Below are 24,968 nucleotides of genomic sequence, written 5' to 3'. Positions count from 1 at the left end.
GGTCAACCAACGCGTGCGATCCATTCGAGGTAGAAGAGTCCGACCCCCGCCGCGACGAAGAGCCCGGCGATGATCCAGAAGCGGACGACGACGGTCACCTCGGCCCACCCCTTCAGTTCGAAGTGGTGGTGCAGCGGACTCATCAGGAAGATGCGCTTGCCGTGGGTGATCTTGAAGTAGGCCCGCTGCAGGATGACGGAGCCGGTGACGATGAAGAACAGGCCACCGATGAGGATGAGCAGCAGCTCGGTGCGGCTGAGGATCGCGAGGCCGGCCAGGGCGCCGCCGAGGCCGAGCGAACCGGTGTCACCGAGGAAGATCTGCGCCGGCGAGGTGTTGTACCAGAGGAACCCGATGAGCCCACCGCAGACCGCGGCCGCGACCACGGCGAGGTCGAGCGGGTTCGACACGGTGTAGCAGGCGTGTGCGGTGTTCGAGTCGAGGCGGGCGCCGCCGCAGATCTGGTTCGACTGCCAGAAACCGATGATGACGTACGAGCCGATCGCCAGGATGCTCGACCCGGTGGCCAGGCCGTCGAGCCCGTCGGCCACGTTCACGCCGTTCGACGTCGACACCGTCAGCAGGACGATCCAGGCGAGGAACAGCACGGTGCCGATGACGGTGCCGAGCGCCATGAAGTCGAGCCACGGCACGTCGCGGATCGCCGAGATCATCGTCGATGCCGGCGGCTTGCCGTTCGACGTCGGCACGACCAGGGCGATCGTGGCGAAGATGACGCCGACGATGACCTGACCGAGGATCTTGGCCCAGCCGCCGAGCCCGAGGCTCCGCTGACGCCGCACCTTGAGGAAGTCGTCGATGAAGCCGACGAACCCGAGCCCGACCATCAGGAACAGCACGAGCAGGCCGGACAGCGTGATCGAGTCACGCCCGATCAGGTGGCCGACGAAGTACCCGATCACCGCACCGATGATCAGGACGATGCCGCCCATGGTGGCGGTCCCGCGCTTGGTGTGGTGGGACTGCGGACCGTCGTCACGGATGAACTGCCCCCACCCGAGACGGTGGAAGAGCTTGATGAAGAACGGGGTGAGCAGCAACGTGAACACCAGCGACGTGGCGCCGGCGACGAGGAGCGCGATCATTCGGTGACACCTCCGAGGCGGTCGCCGAGGAATCGCAGTTCGGCAGACTTCGAGGACTTGACGAGGACGACGTCGCCGGGGCGGAGCATCTCCTGCATGGCACGGACGGCGTCGTCGACGTCCTCGATGTACACGGACTCGCCGTCCCACGATCCCTCGAGGGTGGCGGCCTGGTGGATGGGCATCGCGCCGCGGCCGACGACCACGAGCTGTCCGATGCCGAGGCGGACGACGAGCCGACCGATGCGGTCGTGCTCCTCGACGGAGAACTCACCGAGCTCGGCCATCTCACCGAGCACGGCGACGGTCCGCTCCCCCGGGCGCACGATCTGCGCCAGGGTCCGCAGCGCTGCCGCGGTGGAGTCGGGCGACGCGTTGTACGCGTCGTTGATGACGGTGACGCCCTCGGGGCCGCCCTGGAGCAGCTCCATGCGCCAGCGCTCGGCGCGCGTCATCGACGCGAGCGCCGCGGCGCCGTCGGCGAGCGGGACGCCCCACAGGTGGGCGACCGTGAGCGCGGCAGACGCGTTCATCGCGTGGTGCTCACCCAGGATCGCGAGGCGCACGTCGACGTGATCCGGGCCTCCAGGCTGTCCTGGAGGCGCGTCGAGGGTGAAGCGGGTGCCGCTGCGGTCCGTCTCGATGCCGGTGATGCGGTAGTCGGCCTCCGCCGACGTGCCGAAGCCGACCACGCGCGCGGCCGTCAGGTCGCGCATCGACGCGACGCGGTCGTCGTCGACGTTGAGCAGGGCCGTGGCGGTCTCGGGCAGGTCGGTGACCATCTCGGACTTCGCGCGCTGCGTCGCCTCGATGCCGCCGAACTCGCCGGCGTGCGCGAGGCCCACCTTGAGGACGACGCCGAGGTCGGGCTCGGCGATCGACACGAGCTTGGCGATGTGGCCGACGCCGCTCGCGCCCATCTCGACCACCAGGTACCGAGTGTCGTAGGTGATGCGGAGCATCGAGATCGGTGCGCCGACGTGGTTGTTGAACGAGCCCTCGGGCGCGACGGTCGCGCCGTGCTGCTCGAGGATCGTGCGGAGCATGTTCTTCGTGCTCGTCTTGCCGTTCGAGCCGGTGATGCCGACGACCCGCAGGGGTGCCGGACGACCGTCGGCGTCGACGCGGTCCGCGGTGCTCATCCGGACGCGCGTGACGACCTCGTGCGCGAGCGCGGCGAGGGCCTCGTACCCGTCGGTGACGACGATCTGCGGCGCGGTCGTGTCCACGCGCTCGGGCGTGATCACCAGGGCGGCACCGGCGTCGACGGCCGAAGCCACGAAGCGTCGGCCGTCGGTGACCTCACCGGGCAGGGCGAAGAAGACACTGCCGGGGCGGACCAGGCGCGAGTCGGTCTCGACCGAGCCCTCGACGACCAGGTCGCCGGGCTCGGCGACGTCGGTCGCCTGCGCGCCGCCGATCAGCTCGCCGCCGACCGCGGTGGCGATCTCGGCGAGGGTCATGGCGATCATCGGACGTCCTCCGCCGGACCGGAGTTCGGTTCCCAGCCGGCCTCGCGCAGGGCCGCGCGGGCCTCGTCACGGGCGGAGTAGGGGGTGCGGACGCCCTGGATGTCGCGGTAGTCCTGGTGACCCGGGCCGGCCCAGAGGATCGAGTCGCCCTCGCCGACCAGGCTCACCGCCGTGCGGATCGCCGCCTCGGGCGGGCTGACCTCGTGGATCTCGTGGTCCGGGTAGGCGGCACGTGCTGCGTCGACCAGGGTCTTCCGGATCGACGCGGCGTCCTCGAAGCGCGGGTGGTGGTCGGTGACGACCAGGATGTCGCTGCCGGCCGCGGCCACGCGGGCCATGTCGCCGCGCTTCGTGGTGTCGCGGTCGCCGTCGGCGCCGAACAGCATGAGGACCTTGCCGGAGGTGAACTGCCGGACCGCGGCGAGGGTGTTCTCGAACGCGTCGGCGCTGTGGCCGAAGTCGACGTAGACGCTCGGGCCGTGCTCGCCGGAGACGCGCTCGGTGCGGCCGGGCAGGTAGCACTCGATTGCGGAGACGCGGTGCGGCTCGCCGTCGCGCTCGCTCGCGTCGTCCTCGTCCGGGTAGCGGCGGTGGCCCGACTCGAGCGCGTGCGCGATGGCACCGAGCTCGAACCCGCCCTCGACGAGCATCACGATCGCGAGTGCCGCGTTCGCCGCCATGTGCCAGCCGATCAGCGGCACACGGGTCGTCAGCTCGCGACCCTCGGGGCCGGTCAGGCGGAACTCGGTGTAGGCGGCGTGCGCCTCGACGATGTCGACGTGCCACTCGGCCTCGACGTCGGGGTGCACCGTGATCGTGGTCACGGGGATGCGGGAGTCCTGCACCACGCGGTGGCCCCAGTCGGTGTCCAGCGAGACGACGCCGCGACGGGCGTGCTCGGGCTGGAACAGCGGGAGCTTCGCCTGGTAGTACTCCTCCATGTCGGCGTAGTCGTCGAGGTGGTCGTGCGACAGGTTCGTGAAGGCTGCGACGTCGAAGACGATGCCGTCGACGCGGTGCCGGCTGAGGGCCTGCGCGCTGACCTCGACGGCGACCGCACGGACCTCGCTCTCACGCATGCGGGCGAGGAGCGCGTGCATCTCGCTGGCCTCGGGCGTGGTCAGGCGGCTCGTCACGCTGAGCGAACCGATGTGGCGCTCCGCGGTCGAGCTCAGGCCGGTGACCAGGCCGAGCTGCTTGAGGATGCCCTCGAGGATGTACGACGTGCTCGTCTTGCCGTTCGTGCCGGTGACGGCGAACAGCTGCGGCAGGTCGGTGGCCTCGTCGGGGTGGGTGCGGTAGACCCACGCCGCGACGTCGCCGAGGGCGGCGCGGGGGTCGTCGACGACGAGCACCGGCAGCCCGGACGGCTCGACCAGTGCGACGCCGTCCTGGTCGGTCAGGACGGCGACGGCGCCGCGCTCGGCGGCCTCCGTCGCGAACTGTGCGCCGTGCCGGTTGGCACCGTGCACGCCGACGAACAGGTCACCCGGCTGCACCTCGGTGGCGCTCAGGGTGACACCGGTGATCTCGATGCTGTCGACCGAGCCGACGACTCGCAGACCGAACGCGTTGGCGAGTTCGGAGACGGCCCTCGGGGTCGGGTGTTCGGGTCGGAGGACCGGGGGGATCCGTGCGGACAAGTGTTCCTTCTTCCTCACCACGTGGACGGGTAGAGCTTCGCCTCGGACGCGGAGGGGGCTACTCGGTACTTCTCGAGCACCTGGGACATGAGTGTGCGGAACGCCGGAGCCGCTCCGCTGGACCACTTGTTGGTCTGCGGCTTCGTGAACGTCACCGTGACAACATACTGGGGGTCTTCGGCGGGTGCCATTCCGGCCACCGACGTGATGCGCTGACCGCCGTAGCCCTGCGACCCCTCGGCCACCTCGGCGGTCCCCGTCTTCGCGGCGATGTTGTAGCCGGAGATCGGCTTCATCCCCACCAGCGTGCCACCCGTGACGACGCTCTGCAGCATGCCGGTGACCTGCGTGGCGGCGGCTGCGGAGACGACCCGCTGCTTCTGCACGTCGGGCGCGTCGATCGTCTTGCCGTCCGCCGTGGTGCAGCCCTTGACGAAGTGCAGCGGGATCCGGACACCATCGTTCGCGATGGTCTGGAACACGCTCGCGACCTGCACCGCCGTGGTCGAGATGCCCTGGCCGAACATCGAGTTGATGTTCGTCTGCTGGTCCCAGTTCGGGGTGGTGCCGTAGTCCATCGAGGGCTGGCCCGGGTAGTCGATGGCCGTCTCCGGCTCGAACAGCCCGAACTTCTTCATGTAGTCGAAGCGCTGCTGCGATGTCAGCCGTGCGCCGAGCTCGGTGATGCCGACGTTCGACGAGTTCTGCAGGATGCCGGTCAGCGTGAGGTTCTCGGTGGCGTGGAACTCGGAGTCGTGGATCGTGCCGCCCCAGGGGAACGTGCGCGAGTACGGCACGACGGCCTGGTCGGTGGGGCTCGACTTGCCCTGGTCGAGCAGCGCGGCGGCGATGGCGGCCTTGATCGTGGAGCCCGGCTCGTACGACGCGGTCAGGGCGCGGGAACCGAAGGCGCCCTTGTCGGTCGTGGCGTCGACGTCGTTCGGGTCCACCGTCGGGTAGTCGGCGACCGCCAGCAGCTCACCCGTCTTGACGCTCGTGACCGTCGCCGTCGCGGACTCCGCCTGCAGGGTCTTGGCGGCGGACGCGATGGTCTGCATCGCCATGTACTGCAGGTCGCTGTCGATGGTCGTTTCTAGTGTGCCGCCGTCCTTGGCCTTCTTCGTGGTCACGGTGCTGCCCGGGAGCTGCACGCCATCCTCGCCACGCTCGTACGTCTCGGAGCCGTTCGTGCCCGCCAGGCACTGGTTGTAGGAGTACTCCAGGCCGGCCTGGGCGCCGTCCGTGCCCATGAAGCCGGTGAGGTTGCCCGTCGTCGCACCCGTCGGGTACACCCGCGCCGCCTGTGGCTCCGGGTACAGCCAGGGGATGCCGAGCGCGCGCACGGCCTCGTAGTGCTGCACGTCCAGGCCCTTGACCAGGTACGCGAAGTCGGACTTCGGGTTCGCGGCGATGTTCTTCCGCATGGTCGCGACGTCACCGCCGGACGCCTTCGCCAGCGCACTCAGGGCGGTGCCGACACTGACGTCCTTGATGCGGGTGCCGCCGAGCTTGCCCTTGAAGCCCTTCACCAGGCGCGGCGAGGTCGTGATGTTGTACCGGGTGACGCTGTCGGCGAGTTCGGTGCCGTTGCGGTCCACGATCGACCCGCGCGTGCCGTAGATCGTCACGGGGATGCTGCGCTTCTGCGCCGACGCCTTGTTCAGCTCCGACGCCTGGACGACCTGGATGTCGACGAGCCGCACCACGAACGCCCCGACGAGGGCGATCACGGCGAGCATCACGATGCTGTAGCGCAGGCGTCGGTTGCGGATCGTCTTCGTCACGCGGTACGGTCCTTCCCGGGCGGTGCTGAGGGTGCGGCGGACCCGCCGGTCACCGGGTGGAGGGCGCCTGGAGCGGGTTCGAGTCGGACTCTACGGACGACTTCGCCGTCCCCTGGTCCGACGCGCTGGCGCCGCTCGTCTTCTCAGACGTGGCGGTGCCGTCCGCGGATCCTGTGGCGCCCGCCGTGTCCTTCGTGCTCGACGTGCCCGTCGTGCCGGTCTCCTTGCTGGTGGAGGTGTCCCCCGGCTTCGTGGCCAGCGGCACGTCGCTCAGCAGTGAGTTCGGCACCTGGTTCTCGGTGGACGCCGTGGCCTCGTCGGGCTTCGCCGGGGTCGGCGTGCCGTACACCCGACCGGTCTTCGGGTCGAGGTACACCGGCGTCGAGTTGGCGATCATGCCGAGCGACTGGGCGTTGCGGGCCAGGTTCTGCGGCGAGTCGAGGACCCGGAGCTGCTCGGACAGCGACTGCTGCGTGCGGGACAGGTTCGTCTGCTCGGTCGACAGCGAGTTGAGCGTGTAGGCGCCCTGGCTGAGCACCATGCTGATGCCGAGCTGGGCCAGCAGCAGGATCCCGAGCGCGGCGACGGCCACCACGGCGTACCCGATGCGGGGGCGTGCCCGGCGCTGGGCCGCGGTCGGGGTGACCTCGACCAGCTCGGGGCGGCGCTGACGGTCGGGGCGCGGGGCCCGCGACGGGACGACCGCAGGGTCGACGAGTGCGAGGTTCGTGCTCATGTCAGTTCCGGATCCGCTCGGCCGCGCGCAGGCGCACGGGGGTTGCTCGGGGGTTGGCGGCGCGTTCGGCCTCGTCGGCCAGCTCGGCGCCCTTGACGATCAGGGAGAAGGTGGGGGCGTGCTCGGGCAGCTCCACCGGTAGGCCGGCGGGGGCGCTCGACTTCGTGCGCTCCACCAGTGCCCGCTTGACGATGCGGTCCTCGAGGGACTGGTACGACTCGACGACGATCCGACCGCCGACCGCGATGGCGTCGAGCGCCGCCGGGATCGCCCGCTCGAGCACGCTGAGTTCGGCGTTGACCTCGATGCGGAGCGCCTGGAAGACGCGCTTGGCCGGGTGCCCCTGGCGCTGGATGGCGACCGGGGTCGCGTCGTGCAGCACCTGGACCAGGTCGCCGGACATCTCGAACGGCTTCGTCGCCCGCCGCTCGACGATCGCTCGGGCGTAGCGGCCGGCGAGCTTCTCCTCGCCGTAGCGCTGGAAGATGCGGCGGAGTTCGCCCTCGTCGTAGGTGGCCAGGACGTCGGCGGCGGTCTGCCCCTCGGTCCGGTCCATCCGCATGTCGAGCGGGGCGTCCTGGCTGTACGCGAACCCGCGCTCGGCCCGGTCGAGCTGCAGCGAGCTCACGCCGAGGTCGAAGAGCACGCCGTCGACCTTCGTGAAGCCCTCGCCCTCGATCGCGTCGACGATGCCGTCGTACACGGTGTGCACGAGCCGGACGCGGTCACCGAAGCGGGCCAGGCGCTCCCCCGCGATGCCGAGTGCGTCGGTGTCCCGGTCGAGCCCGATGAGCGTGAGCTCCGGGAACCGCTCGAGCAGACCCTCGGAGTGGCCGCCCATGCCGAGCGTGGCGTCGACGACGACCTTGCCCGGGCCCTCGAGCGTCGGCGTGAACAGGTCGACGATGCGCTGGAGCATCACCGGCGTGTGCGGGAAGCGTGGCGTCTCGTTGTCGTTGTCGGCCATGTGCAGCCCCTCGTCTCCTGGGCCGTGGGTCCGGATCCCCATCCATGCGACCTGACACCGGGGAAGTGGCGTCAGGGCTTCACGGCTGGGAGTCCCGATCCGCGGATCAGAAGATCCCCGGGATCACCTCCTCGTCGTTGTCGGCGAATGCCTCTTCGGCTTCGGCGTAGTAGGCCTCCCACGCGGGGGTGGACCAGATCTCGGCACGGTCACCGCTGCCGATGACCGTGAGGTCCCGCTCGAGCCCCGCGTACTCGCGGAGGTTCTGCGGGATCGTCACGCGGTTCTGCTTGTCGGGCTGTTCGGCGCTGGCCCCCGAGAGGAACAGACGCATGTAGTCCCTGGTGCGCTTCGACGTCATCGGGGCGGTCCGGATGCGCTCGTGGAGTTCCTCGAACGTCCGGGCACTGAAGACCACGACGCAGCGTTCCTGGCCGCGGGTCATCACGAGCCCGCCGGACAGTTCGTCCCGGAACTTGGCGGGGAGGATCACGCGACCCTTCTCGTCGAGCTTCGGGGCATGAGTACCGAGCAGCACGTCGGGCCTCCCCTCCGCTCCACCGGACCGTTGCGAGCCCCACTTTACTCCACTCCCCTCCCCAAGCCCAGGATTCCGCTCCCATTTCAGCCCTCGACACCCCTACTGGGGGCACGCAGACCGGAATGGACCAGGCAGCGACGACCTCCAAGGCCCGGAATCATGCGGTTCGACAGCACCGGAGATGACGTGGAGGAAAGTGGAGGACTTTCGCAGCCGGTGGAGCACCCCGGGGCGCGCCGCGGGTTCAGGGGCGGCTCCGCCACGCCCGGCTTCCGGTCAGCGCACGGTCACGACGTGCCGCCGCCGCGACACCGAGTGGTCGCGAACCGTCGCCCGCGCTGGCCCCAGCCGACAGTTCCCGCACCTTCGGCGACCCGCACGCGGCATGTCGTGACCACTCGCGCACGCACGCACGCGGCGACGGTCCACCCCGGCCTGGAGGCCCACCCCACCCTCGCCACGTTGCCCACGCGGGCGCATGGTCGGCCCCACCACGCCCGGCTTCCGGTCAGCGCGCGGTCACGACGTGCCGCCGCCACGACACCGAGTGGTCACGAACCGTCGCTCGCGCGGGACCCAGCCGACAGTTCCCGCGCCATCGGCAACCCGCACGCGGCGTGTCGTGACCACTCGCGCGGCACGATCCCACCCCCGGAAACACGAAACGGGGCCGACCCGAAGGCCGACCCCGTGGAGGAGTGTGGAGGGAGTCCTGCTGACTCCTGTCAGCTACTGACTCTGGTCGTTTACTAGCTCTGGTCGTTGCGCTTGTCCCAGCGCTCGTTCATCCGGTCCATGAAGGATCCACCGCCACCGCCACCGCCGGACGGACGCGCAGACCCACCGGACGCGGGCTTGCCCGGCCGAGCGGGCTTCGCCTTCGGGGCACGCATGCCCGGGCGCAGCGCGAACAGGACACCGGCGAGCATCACGACGAAGCCGAGGATGCCCAGCAGCGGCGCCTTGATGACGAGGCCGACGATGACGATGGCGACCCCGGCGAGTGCGCCGAGGACCCCGAGCGTGATGGCTGTGTACGTCGGACGACCCTGTCGACGTGTGACACGAGCCACGAAATCGGAATCGTTCTGGTAGAGGCTGCGCTCCATCTCTTCGAGAAGGCGCTGCTCCTGTTCCGAGAGCGGCATCTTGGTTCCCTCTGTTCCTGGGATCGACGCGGGGTTGAAAAACGCGGGTTGAGTGGACCGATTCTATGCCTCGACCACTCCACTAGGGTAGGGATCGTGGCTGAGAGTACGCGATTAGTGGACCTCGTATCGGCGCGTATCGACCGGGCACTCGACGAGCAGCGTGAACGGCTCCTCGCGATCAGCCCCGACCTCGCGCCGTTCGACCGGTACGCACGAGACCTGTTGTCCGGCGGCAAGCGCTTCCGGGCACTGTTCTGCTACTGGGGATGGCAGTCGGTGGCGGGCCGTTCGGGCTCGTTCGACCCGCTGGCCGAAGGGTCCCGGCAGACCACGGCCGAGGCGGTCGTCACGGTCGCCGCCGCGCTCGAGGTCTTCCACGCCGCCGCCCTGGTGCACGACGACATCATGGACCGCTCGGACACCCGCCGCGGGCGTCCGGCCGCGCACCGCCGCTTCGAGTCCCTGCACGAGGAGTCCGGCTTCGTCGGCGACCGCGGGCAGTACGGCACGAACTCCGCGCTGCTCCTCGGCGACCTGCTGCTCTCGCTGAGCGACTCGGTCTTCGACGAGGGCCTCGCGCTCCTCGACCCGGTGCGGGCCCGCATCGTCCGCCAGGAGTTCCACGCGATGCGCCTCGACGTCACGGCGGGGCAGTACCTCGACGTGCACGAGGAGACCGCCTGGCCGGTCATCGACGAGTCCGAGCACCTGCTCCGCGCCCAGCGCGTCATCGTCTTCAAGTCGGCGAAGTACTCGATCGAGGCCCCGCTGGTCATCGGTGCCCTCGTGGCCGGCGCGAGCGACTCCCAGCTCGAGGGCCTCCGCGCCTTCGGGCTCCCCCTCGGCGTGGCGTACCAGCTCCGCGACGACATGCTCGGGGTCTTCGGCGATCCCGAGGTCACCGGCAAGCCGGCCGGCGACGACCTACGAGAGGGCAAGCGCACCGTCCTCATCGCCTCGGCGCGCAAGACGCTGGCGAACGGCCCGCGGCAGCTCCTGGACGAGCTCCTCGGAGACCCCGACCTCGACGAGGAGCAGGTGCAGATGCTCCGCGCGACCCTCACCGAGTCGGGCGCCGTGGCCGCCGTGGAGCGGTCGATCGAGCGGCACGTCCAGCGTGCCAAGGCGGCGCTCGACGCCTCGCCGCTGACGCCGTCGGCGCGCGAGCAGCTCGCGTCGCTGGCCGACACGGTCAGCCGCCGGTCGTCCTAGGCGCGAGGCCAGGACAGAAGGGAGGCCCGTGGCGACACCGCCACGGGCCTCCTGTCCGTCCGGATGGCGTCTAGAGCAGCGACTGGGCGACGCGACGCACCTCGGCCTTGCGGCCGGCGCGGAGCGCCGCGATCGGCGTGGTGCCCATCGCGTCGTCGACGGTGAGCATCCAGCGCACCGCCTCGTCGTCGGTGAAGCCGTTGTCGCCGAGCACGATCAGCGTGCCGCGGAGCTCGGGCATCGGCTCCCCGTCCTCGAGGAACTCGACCGGCACGCGCAGCACACCGCCGACGCGGGCTGCCAGCAGGGTCTTCTGCTCGAAGAGTCGGTGGATCCGTCCGGGGCTCGTGCTGAACATGTCCACCAGCTCGGGGACGGTCAGCCAGCGTTCGGAGAGGGACAGGTCGTCTGCGGGTGCGGCACTCACACGCCCATGGTGCCAGAGTGACCGCCGGAGTGAATCCGCCTCGTTCGTCACATTCGTCACATCCACCCCATCTGACTCTCTGGTTGACTTGGGAATCAGGCCATGCCAGCGTTGTGGCACCTGTGAGTGCGCGCACGCGTGCGCACGGCTCAGTCGAGATCAGGAGAAACCCGTGGACCACGCTGCAGACGAAGTCGCCCGGCGCGCACGATCCGCCCGGTTCGCCACCATGCCCATCGTCCTCGCGGGCACGATCGCGGTGACCGCCGGCCTGACCGGCCCGATCGCGCACGCCGAGCCGCGGCACGACGACGCCGACGCGAACCACAAGCGCCACGTCGACCAGGACCGCGCCGTGACCGACCGCCCCGTGTTCGGCACCGCCGTCGCCCGGCCGACGCAGACCGTCGTGCGGACGGTCGCCGCCACCACGAAGGCCCCCACGAACTACACCGTCCACCACGGCGACACGGTCTCGGGCATCGCCGCCCGCTTCGGCCTGTCGGCGCAGGAGATCCTCGTGCGCAACGGCCTCGGCTGGAACACGATCATCCACCCCGGGCAGACGCTCCACCTGGCATCGACGCCCGCCGTCACCACCGCATCGGTGCGGACCTCCGGGTCGACCGGCGGCTCCGGCTCGGACACCTCGAGCTACCACGTGAAGCAGGGCGACACCGTCTCCGGCATCGCGTCCCGCGTCGGCGTGTCGACCACTGCGCTCCTCAGCGCGAACAAGCTGTCGCAGCGCAGCGTCATCTACCCCGGGCAGACGCTCCGGGTGCCGCACGGAACGTCATCGACGCCGTCGGCGTCCACCGCCTCGGCTCCGTCGACGAAGACGAGCGTGAAGATCAGCGCCGGAGACACCGTGGCCTCGATCGCCGCCGCGCACCACGTCTCCGTCAAGTCGCTCCTGTCGGCGAACGGGTTGTCGTACACGAGCACGATCTACGCCGGCAAGACGCTCGTGATCCCGTCGTCGAACGCCACCGCCGCGCCCGCGGTCTCCGCGAGTGCGGCGGTCAGCGGTGCCGTCGGCCTGAGCGCCGAGCAGCGCCAGAACGCCGCGACCATCGTGGCCGTCGGTCGATCGCTGGGCGTCCCGGACCGGGGCATCGTCGTGGCCCTCGCCGCCGCGATGCAGGAGTCGAGCCTCCGGAACCTGCCGCACGGCGACCGCGACTCGGTCGGCCTGTTCCAGCAGCGTCCGAGCCAGGGTTGGGGCAGCGCGCTGAAGCTGCAGGACCCGGCGCACGCCACCGCGCTGTTCTTCGGCGGGCGACACAACCCGAACGCCGGCAAGACCCGCGGCCTGCTCGACGTGCCCGGTTGGTCCTCGATGAGCATCACCGACGCGGCCCAGGCCGTGCAGCTCTCCGCCTACCCGAAGGCCTACGCCACCTGGGCGAGCGCCGCCCAGGGCTGGCTGGCGACGCTCTGAGCCTCATCCGGAAGATCGAGATTGGGTCACGGGCGGTGCGCCGGTGCGTCCGAGTGCGGTTCCGATTCGTAGAATGCCGCCGATGACCACCAACGCCGCCACGGATCCGATGATCGGTCGCATGATCGATCAGCGGTACCGCGTCCGCTCCCGCATCGCGCGCGGGGGCATGGCGACCGTCTACCTCGCGACCGACGTGCGCCTCGAGCGACGCGTCGCGATCAAGACCATGCACGGGCACCTGGCCGACGACCAGGCCTTCCGTGAGCGCTTCATCCAGGAGGCCCGATCGGCGGCCCGGCTGTCGCACCCGAACCTGGTGGGCGTGTACGACCAGGGCGCCGAGGGCGAGATCGCCTACATCGTCATGGAGTACATCCCCGGCATCACGCTGCGGGACCTGCTGCAGGAGCACCACGCCCTGACGCCCGAGCAGGCGACCGACATCCTGCGCGCCGTGCTGGCCGGCCTCGCCTCGGCCCACCGCGCCGGGATCGTGCACCGCGACCTGAAGCCCGAGAACGTCCTGCTCGCCGACGACGGCCGCATCAAGCTCGGCGACTTCGGCCTGGCCCGGGCCACGACCGCGAACACGGCGACCGGCGCGGCCCTGCTCGGCACGATCGCCTACCTGTCCCCCGAGCTCGTGACCCGCGGCGCCGCCGACTCGCGCAGCGACATCTACGCGCTCGGCATCATGCTCTACGAGATGCTCACCGGCGAGCAGCCCTACAAGGGCGAGCAGCCGATGCAGATCGCTTACCAGCACGCCAACGACTCCGTGCCGGCACCGAGCGCCGCCGTGTCCGGGGTGCCGCCGGAGCTCGACGAGCTGGTCGCCTGGTCGACCGCACGCGACCCCGAGGACCGCCCACGCGACGCCCGCGAGATGCTCGACCACATGGCGGGCAACCAGCAGCGTGCGACCGGCCAGTACCGCACCGCCGTGCTCCGGCCCGAGAACGGCACCGCGATCCTGCCCTCCGGTGGTGCCGGCACGCTCGGCGCCGCAGCGGCCGCAGCGGCCGCAGGAGCCGCAGGAGCCGCAGCTGCGGACGAGACCGCCATCATCGACCGTTCCGGCGACCGCGACACCGGCGACCGCGGTCGAGCACCCGCCCGTGCACGCGGCAACGCCCCGGGCCCCCGTCGCACCGGGGCCCAGCCGGGCGTGCTCTCCCCCGCCGGACAGCGCCTCGCCGACCAGTCGGCGAAGCGTCGGAAGCGCGGCTGGATCCTGCTGTCCGTGGTCGTCGTGCTCGCGCTGATCGGAGCCGGCTTCGGCTGGTACTTCGGCCCGGGGCCGGGTGGCAACGTGCGGATCCCGGAAGTCACGGGCAAGTCGGTCTCGCAGGCCCGGCAGCTGCTCGAAGCACAGGGCCTGCAGGCGGCGTCGAAGACCGGGACACGGTTCGACGCCGTCGTCGCGAAGGGGCAGGTCTCCACGACGAAGCCGGCCCCGAAGCGCGAGGTGCAGAAGGGCACGGCGGTGCAGATCGTCGTGTCGAACGGCCCCCGGATGATCCCGCTGCCGGCGATCGTCGGGCAGCCGCTCTCCACCGTGACGGCCGCACTCGACGACGACTTCGAGCTGCAGGACGACCGGTACGAGTTCTCCGCCGACGCCCCGAAGGACACCGTGGTCGCGGCGACCGGTCGCGCGTCCGGCGGCAAGCCGCTCGACCTCACGACGGTGAAGGCCTACGGCGAGACCGGGCAGGTCACGCTGACCGTCTCGCTCGGCCCCGTGCCCGATGTGGTCGGCAAGACGGTCGACGAGGCCGCCGCCGCACTCGACGACGTCGGACTGCTCCTCGGCGCCCGGACCGAGGAGTACAGCGAGACCGTGCCAGCCGGTCAGATCGTCTCCGCCGCCGTGCAGGGTTCCCCCGCCGTGCGCGGGTCGGCCGTGGACGTCGTCGTGTCGAAGGGTCCGACGCCGATCACCGTGCCCGAGGACGGCGTCGTCGGGGCGACGATCAACGAGGCGACGAAGACCCTCGAGGACCTCGGCCTCAAGGTCTCCGTGCCCGACTGCACGAACATCCTCTGCGGCTTCTACGACTGGAAGTCGAAGCTGCCGGTCACCGGCACCGACCCGGGGGCCGGCGCCACCGTCTACCGCGGCGACACGGTCACCCTGTCCTACGACCAGTAGGGGCAGACACCGTCGCGAAAGCGACAGTGTGCCGCCTCCGTTCGGCAGCACACTGTCGCTTTCGCGAGCAGCAGATGCTGACGCTCCGCATCCTCGGCCGTCGACGCGACCCCGGGACGGACGGGAGGCCCGTGGCGGCGCCGTCACGGGCCTCCCGTCCGACACACGAAAGCGACAGAACCCCGCGAACATGCCGCGGGGTTCCGTCGCTTTGGCGAGACGGTTCCTGCGTTACGAGCGGTCGGGCTGGTGCGCGCCGAGTTCCTCGGCCACCAGGAAGGCGAGCTCGAGGGACTGCATGTGGTTCAGGCGCGGGTCGCACAGCGACTCGTAGCGCGTGGCGAGGGTGGCCTCGTCGATGTGCTCCGAGCCGCCGAGGCACTCGGTGACGTCGTCACCGGTGAGCTCGACGTGCATGCCACCCGGGTACGTGCCGACCTGGCGGTGCGCCTCGAAGAAGCCGAGGACCTCGTCCACGACGTCGTCGAACCGGCGGGTCTTGTAGCCCGTCGGCGTGGTCAGGCCGTTGCCGTGCATCGGGTCGGTGACCCACAGCGGGTTGGCGTCCATGCCCTTGATCGCCTCGAGCAGCTTGGGCAGCTCGTCGCGGATCTTGCCCGCACCCATCCGCGTGATGAAGGTCAGGCGACCCGGCTCACGGTTCGGGTCGAGCTTGTCGACGAGCGCCTTCATGTCGTCGACGCTCGTCGTCGGGCCGAGCTTCACGCCGATCGGGTTGCGCACCCGCGACAGGAAGTCCACGTGGGCGCCGTCGAGGTCGCGCGTGCGCTCACCGATCCAGATGAAGTGACCGGACGTGTCGTACGCCAGGCCGGAGCGCGAGTCGATGCGGGTCATCGGGCGCTCGTAGTCCATCAGCAGCCCCTCGTGCGAGGCGTAGAACTCGACGTGCTTGAGCGCCTCGAAGTCGGCGCCGCAGGCGTCCATGAAGCGGATCGCGCGGTCGATCTCCTTCGCGAGGTGCTCGTAGCGGGCGTTCGCGGGGTTCGAGGCGAAGCCCTTGTTCCACGAGTGCACCTGGCGCAGGTCGGCGAAGCCCCCCTGCGTGAAGGCACGGACGAGGTTCAGCGTCGAAGCAGCGGTGTGGTACCCCTGCACCAGGCGGCGCGGGTCGGCCGTCCGGCTCTCCGGCGTGAAGTCGTAGCCGTTCACGATGTCGCCGCGGTAGGCGGGCAGCGTGACGTCGCCACGGGTCTCGAAGTCGCTCGAGCGGGGCTTTGCGAACTGCCCGGCCATGCGCCCCATCTTGATGACGGGCATCGAGGCGCCGTAGGTCAGCACGACGGCCATCTGCAGGATCGTCTTGACCCGGTCGCGGATGGAGTCGGCGGTGGCACCGGCGAAGGTCTCGGCGCAGTCACCGCCCTGCAGCAGGAAGGCCTTGCCCTGAGCGGCGGCGGCGAGCCGCTCGCGCAGCTTGTCGACCTCGCCCGCGAACACGAGCGGCGGGAGCGTGGCGATCTCGGCCGAAGCGGCCTCGGCAGCGGCGGCGTCCGGCCAGGTCGGCTGCTGCTTGATCGGGAGCGTCCGCCAATAGTCGAGCCCCTCGATGACGTCCGGATCCTGCAGGGCGACGAAGTCGGTCGACTCGAACAAGGGCGTTACCTCGGTGTTCTGTGCGGGCGGCCCGACGACGCGCTACCGGCACCGGGCCGCGCGTCGTCGATGGGCGTCCTGGCGGGGTGCCGGGACCATCAGAGCCTAACGTGCAGGCGTCGACTTCCGTTCCCGCATGACGGCCTCGCGCGCGGAGCTCGCTCGCTCCTTCACGCTGGTGGCGTAGACGTCCACGTACTCCTGTCGGCTCAGGCCGGCGAGCTCGTGCATGACCTCGTCCGTGACGCTGCGCAGGATGAAGCGGTCGGTCTCGAACCCCTGGAACCGCGAGAAGTCGAGCGGCTTGCCGAACACGACCCCGACGCGCTTGATCTTCGGGAAGCGCTGACCGATCTGCTGCACCTCGCGCGTGCCGACCATGGCGACGGGGACGACGAGCACGCGCCCCTCGAGGATCATCCGGGCGATGCCGGTGCGGCCGCGGTAGAGCTTGCCGTCGGGGCTGCGGGTGCCCTCGGGGTAGATGCCGAGCTGCTCACCGCGTGCCAGGACCTGCAGGCCGGTGCGCAGCGATGCCTCGGACGCCTTGCCGCCGGAGCGGTCGATCGGCAACTGGCCGATGGCGTTGAAGAACGTCTTCGTCGCCCAGCCCTTCAACCCGCGGCCGGTGAAGTAGTCGCTCTTCGCCAGGAACGAGAGTCGGCGGTCGAGCACCGCCGGCAGGATCACCGAGTCGATGAACGAGATGTGGTTCGACGCGAAGATGACCGGGCCCTTGGCGGGCACGTGCTCACGCCCGACCACCCACGGCCGGAACAGGGTGAGGATGAGCGGGCCGAGCACGAAGTTCTTCAGCAGCCAGTAGGTCATCGACGACTCCAGGTGGTGAGAAGGTGGTGGCCCGGGTGGGTGGCCCGACCCTACGCCGTGCGGGCGTGGATACGGGCGAGGTCGGCGGCACCGACGACGCCGGCGTCGTTGACGAGTTCGGCGATCACGAAGTCCGGCTCCGGGTGGTACCCGCGGGCCGGCAGGTTGTTGAGGTACGCCTGCTTGATCGGGTCGAGCAGCCGGTCCCCCGCGCTGGCGACGCCGCCGCCGAACACGAAGAGCTGCGGGTCGAGCACCGCGGACAGCGACGCGCACGCCTCGCCGAGGTGTCGACCGAGCCGACGGAGGGCCGCGAGGGCACCCGGGTCGTCGGCCAGGATCAGGTCGCCGACGATCTTGCCGTCGAGCTGGCCGCCGTTGTCGGCGCGGGCGTCGGCCAGCGCCGAACCGATGCCACCGGCGTCGGCGACGTCGTTCGCCATGCGCTGCAGGGCACGACCCGAGCCGTACTGCTCGATGCAGCCGCGGGCACCGCAGCCGCAGGGCAGCCCGTTCGGGACGATGCGCAGGTGGCCGATCTCGCCGCCGGTGCCGAAGCCCCCGCGGAACAGACGGTCCTCGGTCACGATGGCGCCGCCGACGCCCGTGCCGATGGTGAGCATCGTCATGTCGGACACGAGCCGACCGGCGCCGAACCGGAACTCGGCCCAGCCGGCGGCGTTCGCGTCGTTGTCCACCGTGATGTGCAGGTCGCCGAGGCGCTGCTGCAGCTTCTGCCGGAGCGGTTCGTTCCGCCACCGGATGTTCGGCGTGTAGTAGACGATCGACTGCGAGGCGTCGATGAACCCGGGGGCGGCGACCCCCACGGCGCCGACCTGGTGGAGCGAGCTGAGTCGCTCGACCATCGAGACGACGTCGTCGAGCATGGCGTTCGGGTCCGCAGCGTTGGTGGCCACGCGGTCCTCGGCGACGATCTCGCCCAGTTCCGTCACGACCGCACCCGCGATCTTGGTGCCCCCGATGTCGATTCCGATGGCGTGCACGAGCAACGAGCCTACCGGTTCGCCGCGAAGTCACGGAACGCCCGGCGACGCGTCCTATGCTGGCGGTGTCGCCTCGGTGTTGAGGCGCACTCGAGTCGAACCGGCAGACAAGGGAGTCACCGTGAACGATCAGCGTCCTGCACGCAGCAGCGCCTCCACCGACACGTCCACCGCTGGCAGCGCCGCCACCGGGACCACACCGTCGGCCGGCAGGCACGCCACACCCCCCGGCGCCGGCGCCGGTGCCGGCGCCGGTCCGGCCACCGCGGCCGCACCGGCCGCACCGGCCACCCCGGCCGCACCGACCGCCCCGGCCCAGGACCACCCGGTGTCCGCGGCCCACGGCGGTCCCGTCGCCCCGGACCACGGCTCGGCGGCACGGCTGCTCGGCGACCGTGTCCGCCTGACGCCCGACCGTCCGATCCTGGCCCAGCGCCACGGTGACACCTGGACGACCTTCACCGCGGCGGAGACGCTCGCCCGGGTGCGCGGCATCGCCAAGGGCTTCGTCGCCGCTGGGCTCGAACCGGGCGCGCACGTCGCGATCCTGTCGCGGACGCGGCTCGAGTGGACCCTGGTCGACTTCGCCCTGTGGACAGCCGGCCTCGTGTCCGTGCCCGTGTACGAGACGAGCTCTCCCGACCAGGTGCGCTGGATCCTGTCCGACTCCGAGTCGGTCGCGATCGTCGTCGAGCAGGAGGAGCACGCGCGCCGCGTCGCCTCCATCGCACCCGACCTGCCCTCCCTGGGCCAGCACTGGACGATCGACGGCGGCGGCCTCGACGACCTGACCCGGCTCGGCGAGGACGTCACCGACGACAAACTCGACGCCCGGACCGCGAACGTGCACGGCCACGACGACGCCACGATCATCTACACCTCGGGCAGCACCGGCCGACCGAAGGGCTGCGTCCTGCGGCACGACAACTTCACCGCCACGGTCGAGGGCGCGAGCGAGGCGATGCCCGAGGTCGTCGCCGACGGCGCCTCGACCCTGCTGTTCATCCCGCTCGCCCACGTCTTCGCCCGGTTCATCGCCGCGATGTCGGTGTCCGCCGGCGTCCTCGTCGGCCACGAGCCGGACACCAAGGACCTGATGCGCGCGGTGTCGACCTTCAAGCCGACGTTCCTGCTCGCGGTCCCCCGGGTATTCGAGAAGATCTACAACTCAGCGGAGCAGAAGGCCGACCTCGGTGGCAAGGGCAGAATCTTCCGCGCGGCCGCCGACACCGCGGTCGCCCACTCCGAGGCCCTCGCAGCCGGCAGGGTGCCGTTCCTGCTCGGCCTGAAGTTCAAGCTGTTCGACCGGCTCGTGTACGCCAAGCTCCGCGACGCCCTCGGCGGCCGGGTCGGGTACGCCGTCAGCGGGTCGGCACCCCTCTCCCCGCGGCTCTCGCACTTCTTCCGCTCGATCGGGGTGCTCATCCTCGAGGGCTACGGCCTGACCGAGACCACGGCACCCGCCACGGTCAACCGCGCCCTCGAACTCCGCATCGGGACCGTCGGCCGCGCGCTGCCCGGCATCGAGGTCCGGATCGCCGACGACGGCGAGATCCTGATCCGCGGCGTCGACGTCTTCGACCGGTACTGGCGGAACGACGAGGCGACCGAGCACGCCTTCGCCGACGGCTGGTTCCGGACCGGTGACCTCGGCCGGCTCGACGCCGACGGGGTCCTCACGGTCACCGGACGCGCCAAGGAGCTCATCGTCACCGCGAGCGGCAAGAACGTCGCCCCGGCACCGCTCGAGGACGGCATCCGCGAGCACCCGCTCATCGGCCAGGTCGTGGTCGTCGGCGAGGGCAAGCCGTTCGTCGCCGCGCTCGTGACGCTCGACCGCGAGATGCTGCCCGGCTGGTGCGAGTCCCGCGGGATCGCCCCGGCGCTGAGCGGGCACGAGGCCGCGTACGACGAGCGCGTGCTCTCCGCCGTCCAGGAGGCCATCGACGCCGCCAACGGCCGGGTCTCCCGCGCCGAGTCGGTCCGGTCGTTCACGATCCTCGACACGGACCTGACGGAGGCCTCCGGGCACCTCACGCCGAAGCTGACGATCAAGCGGTCGGTCATCCTGAAGGACTTCGCCGCCGACATCGACCACATCTACTCCGGGTCGAAGGTGCAGACGACGGCGACCCCGGTGATCGAGGGTCGGCGGCGCAACCGCGCGTAGCGCCCGTCGGGCGCACCGGGTCGTTTCGGGCGTACCGGGTCGTTTCTTCCGACCAGGAACGCCCGATTCCGCTAGGTGGGCGCAAGTCGGAGACGCGACCGCCTGGAGGCCCGGTGCCGGTCCGCCGGACTGGCGCCGGGCCTCCAGGCGGTTACCGCGCGGTCGGCTGGCAGCTTTCGGGCGTACCGGGTCGTTTCGGGCGTACCGGGTCGTTTCTTCCGACCAGCTACGCCCGAATCGCCAGGTACACGCGGAGCCGACCCGTGACCGACGAGCAGCGGGCGTGCCGGGTCCATTCGGGCGTACCGGGTCGTCCCGGGCGTACCGGGTCGATTCGGGCGTACCGGGCCGATTCGGGCGTACCGGGTCGGTTCATTCGACCAGGTACGCCCGAATCCGCCAGGTACGCGCGGGTGTGCACGCAACAGCCTGGAGGCCCGGATCACGTCCGTCGGACGTGATCCGGGCCTCCAGGCCGTACAGCGGGCGCCGGGGCGCCTGCGGGGCTCAGGCCTCCTGCGACTGCTCCGTCGCGGGGGCGTCGAGGACGGCGGTCGAACCGGTCGTGACGGTGGTCTCGGCTGGTCGACGGTTGGTGCGGGTGCGGTGCGAGCTGAGCTCGTCGTTCTGACTGGTCATGCGGGAGTCCTGGGGGGATGGGATGGTCGTCGGTGGGAGGCCGACAGCAGCACGGTACCCCCTCGTCAGGACAAAGCGACAATCCCCCGTGGGGGTGTCACACCACTGTTCACAGCCGGCGAACGCGGGCCTGTGCGAGCACTCAGTGGAACCAGTCCTGCGCGCGGATGTCGCGCAGCGCCTGACGGCGGATCTCGGGGTCGAGCGTCATCACGTAGACGGTCCCGTCAAGGTGGTCGCACTCGTGCTGGAGCGCCTCGGCCATCAGGCCCGTGCCCTCGAGGACGACCTCGTCGCCGTCGACGTCGACACCCCGCACCTTCGCGTACGGGGAGCGACGCGTCGGGTAGCCGAGCCCCGGGACGGAGAGGCACCCTTCTTCCATGAGCTCAGGCTCCCCGGACACCTCGACGATCTCGGGGTTGAGGACGTAGCCGACCTCGCCGTCCACGTTGTACGAGAACGCACGGAGTCCGACGCCGATCTGGGGCGCGGCCACTCCGGCACGTCCGGGTTCCTTGACGGTGTCGATGAGGTCCTGCACGAGGTCACGGACCCCGGCGCTCCCGAGCAGTTCGGGGCGGATCGGGTCGGCCGGCGAGCGGAGGACGGGGTCGCCGAACAGGCGGATGGGACGAACGGTCAATTTACTGCAGCACCACCAGGAGGTCGCCGGCGTCCACCTGCTGGGTCACCGGGATCGCGAGTCGGCCGACGGTGCCCGACACGGGCGCCGTGATGGCCGCTTCCATCTTCATCGCCTCGATGCTCGCCACCGGCGTACCGGCCTCGACGACGTCACCGACGGCGACCTTGAGCGTCACCACGCCGGAGAACGGCGCGGCCACGTGCTTGGGGTCGGACGCGTCGGCCTTCTCGGCCGCCTTCGTCTCGACCTCGACCGAACGGTCGCGGACGGCGACCGGGCGGAGCTGCCCGTTCATCGTCGCCATGACCGTGCGGATGCCCTTGGCGTCCACCTCGCCGATCGCCTCGAGCCCGACGAACAGGTCGACGCCCTTGCCGAGCGGGACGCTGTGCTCCTGTCCGGGGCGCAACCCGTACAGGTAGTCGACGGTCGGCACGACGGACAGGTCGCCGTACTGCTCCCGCACGCGCTGGAACTGCTGCGTCGGCTGCGGGAAGAGCAGGCGGTTGAGGGCCTGCTGGCGCGCGGGTCCGGGGGTCTCGAGGTGCGCACGCTCGTCCGCGGGCACGGGGGTGATCTCGAGTCGGACCTCGCGACCGGCCAGGACCTTGGAGCGGAACGGCTCGGGCCAGCCGCCGGGCAGGTCGCCCAGCTCGCCGGCCATGAACCCGACCACGGAGTCCGGGATGTCGTACTTGTCGGGGTTCTGCTCGAAGTCGACCGGGTCGGCACCGACCGCGGCGAGCTGCAGGGCGAGGTCGCCGACGACCTTCGACGACGGCGTGACCTTGGTCGGGCGCCCGAGGATCCGGTTCGCCTCGGCGTACCAGTCCTCGACCTGCTCGAACCGGTCGCCGAGCCCGAGGGCGATCGCCTGCTGCCGGAGGTTCGACAGCTGACCGCCGGGGATCTCGTGCTTGTAGACACGCCCGGTCGGACCGGCGAGCCCGGACTCGAACGGGGCGTACACGCGACGGACCGACTCCCAGTACGGCTCGAGGTCACCGACGGCGTCGAGGGACAGACCGGTGTCGCGCTCGGTGTGGGCCAGTGCGGCGACCAGGGCGGACATGCTCGGCTGGCTGGTCGTGCCGGCCATGGGTGCTGCGGCCACGTCGACGGCGTCGGCCCCGGCGCGCGAGGCGGCGAGCAGGGTCGCGAGCTGGCCGCCGGCGGTGTCGTGGGTGTGCACGTGCACGGGCTGGTCGAAGCGCTCACGCAGGGCGGTGACGAGCTTCTCGGCGGCACCGGCACGGAGGAGCCCCGCCATGTCCTTGATGCCGATGACGTGCGCGCCGGCCTCGACCATCTGCTCCGCGAGGCGGAGGTAGTAGTCGAGCGTGTAGAGGTCCTCGGCGGGGTCGAGGAGGTCGGCGGTGTAGCAGAGCGCCGCCTCGGCGACGGCCGTGCCGGTCGCGAGCACGGCCTCCAGGGCTGGACGCAGCTGGCTGACGTCGTTCAGCGCGTCGAACACGCGGAAGACGTCGACGCCGGACCGAGCCGCCTCGTCGACGAAGGCGTCGGTCACCTCGGTCGGGTAGGGCGTGTACCCGACGGTGTTGCGGCCGCGCAGCAGCATCTGGATCGGGATGTTCGGCATCGCTTCGCGCAGCGAGGACAGGCGCTCCCAGGGGTCTTCACCGAGGAACCGGAGTGCGACGTCGTACGTGGCACCACCCCAGGCCTCGACGCTGAGCAGCTGCGGGGTGAGCCGCGCCACGTGCGGTGCGACGGCGACGAGGTCCTTCGTGCGGACCCGGGTGGCGAGGAGCGACTGGTGGGCGTCCCGCATCGTCGTCTCGGTCACGGCGAGGGCCGTCTGGGCGCGCAGTGCCTTCGACCACTCGGCCGGACCCATCGCCAGCAGGCGGTCGCGCTGCCCCTCGGGCACCGGGGACGTCAGGTCGGTGGCCGGGAGCTTGTCGGCCGGGTCGGTGACGAGCGGCGACCGCTCACCGTTCGGCTTGTTCACCGTGACGTCGGCGAGCCAGGTGAGCACCTTCGTGCCGCGGTCCTTCGAGACGTGGCCGCCGAAGAGCTGCGGGCGTTCCTCGATGAACTTCGTCGAGACGTCGCCGCGGGCGAAGTCCGGGTCCTCGAGTACGGCCTGCAGGAACGGGATGTTCGTGCTGACGCCGCGGATGCGGAACTCGGCGAGGGCGCGCTTGGCCCGGGACACCGCCGCCGGGAAGTCCCGGCCGCGGCACGTCATCTTCGCGAGCATCGAGTCGAAGTGCGGGCTGATCTGTGCGCCGGTGGCGACCGTGCCGCCGTCGAGCCGGACGCCGGCACCGCCGGGGCTGCGGTAGGTGCTGATCCGGCCGGTGTCCGGACGGAAGCCCTGCGTCGGGTCCTCGGTCGTGATGCGGGTCTGCAGCGCGGCACCGTGCACGGCGACGGTGTCCTGGGACAGGCCGAGGTCGGCAAGGGTCTCCCCCGCCGCGATGCGCATCTGCGACTGCACCAGGTCGACGTCGGTGACCTCTTCGGTGACCGTGTGCTCGACCTGGATGCGCGGGTTCATCTCGATGAAGACGTGCTGCCCCTCGCGCTCGCCCTCGGTGTCGAGCAGGAACTCCACGGTGCCGGCGTTGACGTACCCGATCGACCGGGCGAAGGCCACGGCGTCGCGGTGCAGCGCCTGCGCGATCGCGGGGTCGAGGTTCGGCGCCGGCGCGATCTCGACGACCTTCTGGTTGCGCCGCTGCACCGAGCAGTCCCGCTCGAACAGGTGGATCGTGCCCGCATCGGTGCCGGTCGCGTCGGCGAGGATCTGCACCTCGATGTGGCGCGGACGGATGACGGCCTGCTCGAGGAACATCGTCGGGTCGCCGAAGGCACTGTCGGCCTCGCGCATCGCTGCTTCGAGGGCGTCGCGCAACTCGGGCTTCGTCTCCACCCGGCGCATGCCACGGCCACCACCACCGGCGACGGCCTTGGCGAAGACCGGGAACCCGATCGCGTCGGCGCCGGCGATCAGTTCGTCGATGTCGCGGCTCGCCGGGGTGCTCGCGAGGACCGGGACCCCCGCCGCGATCGCGTGCTCCTTCGCGGTGACCTTGTTGCCGGCCATCTCGAGCACGTGCTCGCCCGGACCGATGAAGGTGATGCCGTTCGCGGCTGCTGCCGCGGCGAGCTCGGGGTTCTCGGACAGGAACCCGTACCCCGGGTAGATCGCGTCGGCCCCCGACTCGCGGGCGACGCGGATGATCTCGGAGACGTCCAGGTACGCCCGGACGGGGTGGCCCCGCTCCCCGATCAGGTAGGCCTCGTCGGCCTTGAGGCGGTGCAGGGAGTTCCGGTCTTCGTACGGGTAGACGGCCACCGTACGGGCCCCCAACTCGTAGGCGGCACGGAACGCGCGGATGGCGATCTCGCCACGGTTCGCAACGAGGATCTTCGTGAACACGACGTCCC

19 protein-coding genes are annotated in these 24,968 nt (G+C 70.7%); 4 read left to right on the top strand and 15 right to left on the bottom strand.

Going from position 1 to position 24,968, the window contains the following annotated elements; all coding sequences use genetic code 11:
- Positions 1-2: 2 nt before the first annotated feature.
- The 8 genes from mraY to ORG17_RS06885 form a co-directional block, all read right to left on the bottom strand.
- The gene (mraY, locus tag ORG17_RS06920) at positions 3-1,106 is read right to left on the bottom strand and encodes a phospho-N-acetylmuramoyl-pentapeptide-transferase (RefSeq protein WP_027465246.1); all 1,104 of its coding nucleotides are present in this window, start codon (positions 1,104-1,106) and stop codon (positions 3-5) included.
- Complete coding sequence (locus tag ORG17_RS06915; protein WP_214526360.1) at positions 1,103-2,578, bottom strand: UDP-N-acetylmuramoyl-tripeptide--D-alanyl-D-alanine ligase; 1,476 nt, start codon at positions 2,576-2,578, stop codon at positions 1,103-1,105. The genes mraY and ORG17_RS06915 overlap by 4 nt, the downstream gene beginning before the upstream one ends.
- Positions 2,575-4,221 carry a Mur ligase family protein gene (locus ORG17_RS06910; protein ID WP_214526361.1) on the bottom strand — a complete coding sequence of 549 codons (1,647 nt, stop codon included), beginning with the start codon at positions 4,219-4,221 and terminating at the stop codon, positions 2,575-2,577. Before ORG17_RS06910 ends, ORG17_RS06915 begins: the two co-directional genes overlap by 4 nt.
- Positions 4,222-4,235: 14 nt before the next feature.
- Entirely contained in the window at positions 4,236-6,005 is a 1,770-nt protein-coding gene (locus tag ORG17_RS06905) for a peptidoglycan D,D-transpeptidase FtsI family protein (protein ID WP_214526362.1), read from the bottom strand.
- 49 nt (positions 6,006-6,054) lie between these two features.
- A complete protein-coding gene (locus tag ORG17_RS06900) occupies positions 6,055-6,741 on the bottom strand; it encodes a hypothetical protein (RefSeq protein ID WP_214526363.1) in 687 nt (228 codons plus the stop codon).
- A 1-nt stretch (position 6,742) separates the two neighbouring features.
- Positions 6,743-7,708, bottom strand: coding sequence for a 16S rRNA (cytosine(1402)-N(4))-methyltransferase RsmH (rsmH, locus tag ORG17_RS06895; protein WP_071405412.1), 966 nt, complete (start codon positions 7,706-7,708; stop codon positions 6,743-6,745).
- 106 nt (positions 7,709-7,814) lie between these two features.
- Complete coding sequence (gene mraZ / locus ORG17_RS06890) at positions 7,815-8,246, bottom strand: division/cell wall cluster transcriptional repressor MraZ (protein ID WP_017886616.1); 432 nt, start codon at positions 8,244-8,246, stop codon at positions 7,815-7,817.
- A gap of 752 nt (positions 8,247-8,998) precedes the next feature.
- Positions 8,999-9,397 carry a DUF3040 domain-containing protein gene (locus ORG17_RS06885; RefSeq protein ID WP_214526364.1) on the bottom strand — a complete coding sequence of 133 codons (399 nt, stop codon included), beginning with the start codon at positions 9,395-9,397 and terminating at the stop codon, positions 8,999-9,001.
- A gap of 96 nt (positions 9,398-9,493) precedes the next feature.
- Here ORG17_RS06885 and ORG17_RS06880 point away from each other — a divergent pair, with 96 nt between their 5' ends.
- Positions 9,494-10,612, top strand: coding sequence for a polyprenyl synthetase family protein (locus tag ORG17_RS06880; RefSeq protein WP_027465241.1), 1,119 nt, complete (start codon positions 9,494-9,496; stop codon positions 10,610-10,612).
- Between the two features lie 70 nt (positions 10,613-10,682).
- Here the strand turns inward: ORG17_RS06880 and ORG17_RS06875 are convergent, their stop codons facing one another.
- Entirely contained in the window at positions 10,683-11,039 is a 357-nt protein-coding gene (locus ORG17_RS06875) for an Rv2175c family DNA-binding protein (RefSeq protein ID WP_173033316.1), read from the bottom strand.
- Between the two features lie 172 nt (positions 11,040-11,211).
- On the opposite strand from ORG17_RS06875, the gene ORG17_RS06870 reads away from it, so the two are divergent.
- Positions 11,212-12,483, top strand: a complete 1,272-nt coding sequence (locus ORG17_RS06870) for a LysM peptidoglycan-binding domain-containing protein (protein WP_301565244.1) — start codon at positions 11,212-11,214, stop codon at positions 12,481-12,483.
- 82 nt (positions 12,484-12,565) lie between these two features.
- Entirely contained in the window at positions 12,566-14,641 is a 2,076-nt protein-coding gene (pknB, locus tag ORG17_RS06865) for a Stk1 family PASTA domain-containing Ser/Thr kinase (protein WP_214526365.1), read from the top strand.
- Between the two features lie 231 nt (positions 14,642-14,872).
- Here the strand turns inward: pknB and ORG17_RS06860 are convergent, their stop codons facing one another.
- The 3 genes from ORG17_RS06860 to ORG17_RS06850 form a co-directional block, all read right to left on the bottom strand.
- Positions 14,873-16,258 carry a class II 3-deoxy-7-phosphoheptulonate synthase gene (locus ORG17_RS06860; protein WP_051596677.1) on the bottom strand — a complete coding sequence of 462 codons (1,386 nt, stop codon included), beginning with the start codon at positions 16,256-16,258 and terminating at the stop codon, positions 14,873-14,875.
- A gap of 105 nt (positions 16,259-16,363) precedes the next feature.
- On the bottom strand, positions 16,364-17,089 hold the full coding sequence (locus ORG17_RS06855) for a lysophospholipid acyltransferase family protein (RefSeq protein WP_027465236.1): 726 nt from the start codon (positions 17,087-17,089) through the stop codon (positions 16,364-16,366).
- Between the two features lie 50 nt (positions 17,090-17,139).
- Positions 17,140-18,093: an ROK family glucokinase gene (locus ORG17_RS06850; protein ID WP_017886608.1), complete on the bottom strand. Its 954-nt coding sequence runs from the start codon at positions 18,091-18,093 to the stop codon at positions 17,140-17,142.
- A gap of 328 nt (positions 18,094-18,421) precedes the next feature.
- Here ORG17_RS06850 and ORG17_RS06845 point away from each other — a divergent pair, with 328 nt between their 5' ends.
- Positions 18,422-20,263 carry an AMP-dependent synthetase/ligase gene (locus tag ORG17_RS06845; protein ID WP_214526407.1) on the top strand — a complete coding sequence of 614 codons (1,842 nt, stop codon included), beginning with the start codon at positions 18,422-18,424 and terminating at the stop codon, positions 20,261-20,263.
- 507 nt (positions 20,264-20,770) lie between these two features.
- Here ORG17_RS06845 and ORG17_RS06840 read toward each other — a convergent pair.
- The 3 genes from ORG17_RS06840 to ORG17_RS06830 all read right to left on the bottom strand — a co-directional run bounded on the left by ORG17_RS06840 (position 20,771) and on the right by ORG17_RS06830 (position 24,960).
- Complete coding sequence (locus tag ORG17_RS06840; RefSeq protein ID WP_258366694.1) at positions 20,771-20,902, bottom strand: hypothetical protein; 132 nt, start codon at positions 20,900-20,902, stop codon at positions 20,771-20,773.
- Positions 20,903-21,044: 142 nt separating this feature from the next.
- Positions 21,045-21,548: a peptide deformylase gene (locus ORG17_RS06835; RefSeq protein ID WP_027465234.1), complete on the bottom strand. Its 504-nt coding sequence runs from the start codon at positions 21,546-21,548 to the stop codon at positions 21,045-21,047.
- A 1-nt stretch (position 21,549) separates the two neighbouring features.
- Positions 21,550-24,960 (bottom strand): pyruvate carboxylase, encoded by a 3,411-nt coding sequence (locus ORG17_RS06830; protein WP_214526366.1) that lies wholly within the window; start codon positions 24,958-24,960, stop codon positions 21,550-21,552.
- Positions 24,961-24,968 lie beyond the last annotated feature (8 nt).

It is taken from the genome of Curtobacterium flaccumfaciens pv. betae (assembly GCF_026241855.1).
Taxonomy (GTDB): domain Bacteria; phylum Actinomycetota; class Actinomycetes; order Actinomycetales; family Microbacteriaceae; genus Curtobacterium; species Curtobacterium flaccumfaciens.
The sequence above is the reverse complement of the archived record's forward strand: the minus strand, read 5'-3'. Positions and strand labels throughout refer to the sequence as shown.

Coding starts and splice junctions, on each gene's coding strand:
- mraY (WP_027465246.1), bottom strand. CDS start 1,106: ATGATCGCGCTCCTCGTCGCCGGCGCCACGTCGCTGGTGTTCACGTTG.
- ORG17_RS06915 (WP_214526360.1), bottom strand. CDS start 2,578: ATGATCGCCATGACCCTCGCCGAGATCGCCACCGCGGTCGGCGGCGAG.
- ORG17_RS06900 (WP_214526363.1), bottom strand. CDS start 6,741: ATGAGCACGAACCTCGCACTCGTCGACCCTGCGGTCGTCCCGTCGCGG.
- rsmH (WP_071405412.1), bottom strand. CDS start 7,708: ATGGCCGACAACGACAACGAGACGCCACGCTTCCCGCACACGCCGGTG.
- ORG17_RS06885 (WP_214526364.1), bottom strand. CDS start 9,397: ATGCCGCTCTCGGAACAGGAGCAGCGCCTTCTCGAAGAGATGGAGCGC.
- pknB (WP_214526365.1), top strand. CDS start 12,566: ATGACCACCAACGCCGCCACGGATCCGATGATCGGTCGCATGATCGAT.
- ORG17_RS06855 (WP_027465236.1), bottom strand. CDS start 17,089: ATGACCTACTGGCTGCTGAAGAACTTCGTGCTCGGCCCGCTCATCCTC.
- ORG17_RS06840 (WP_258366694.1), bottom strand. CDS start 20,902: ATGACCAGTCAGAACGACGAGCTCAGCTCGCACCGCACCCGCACCAAC.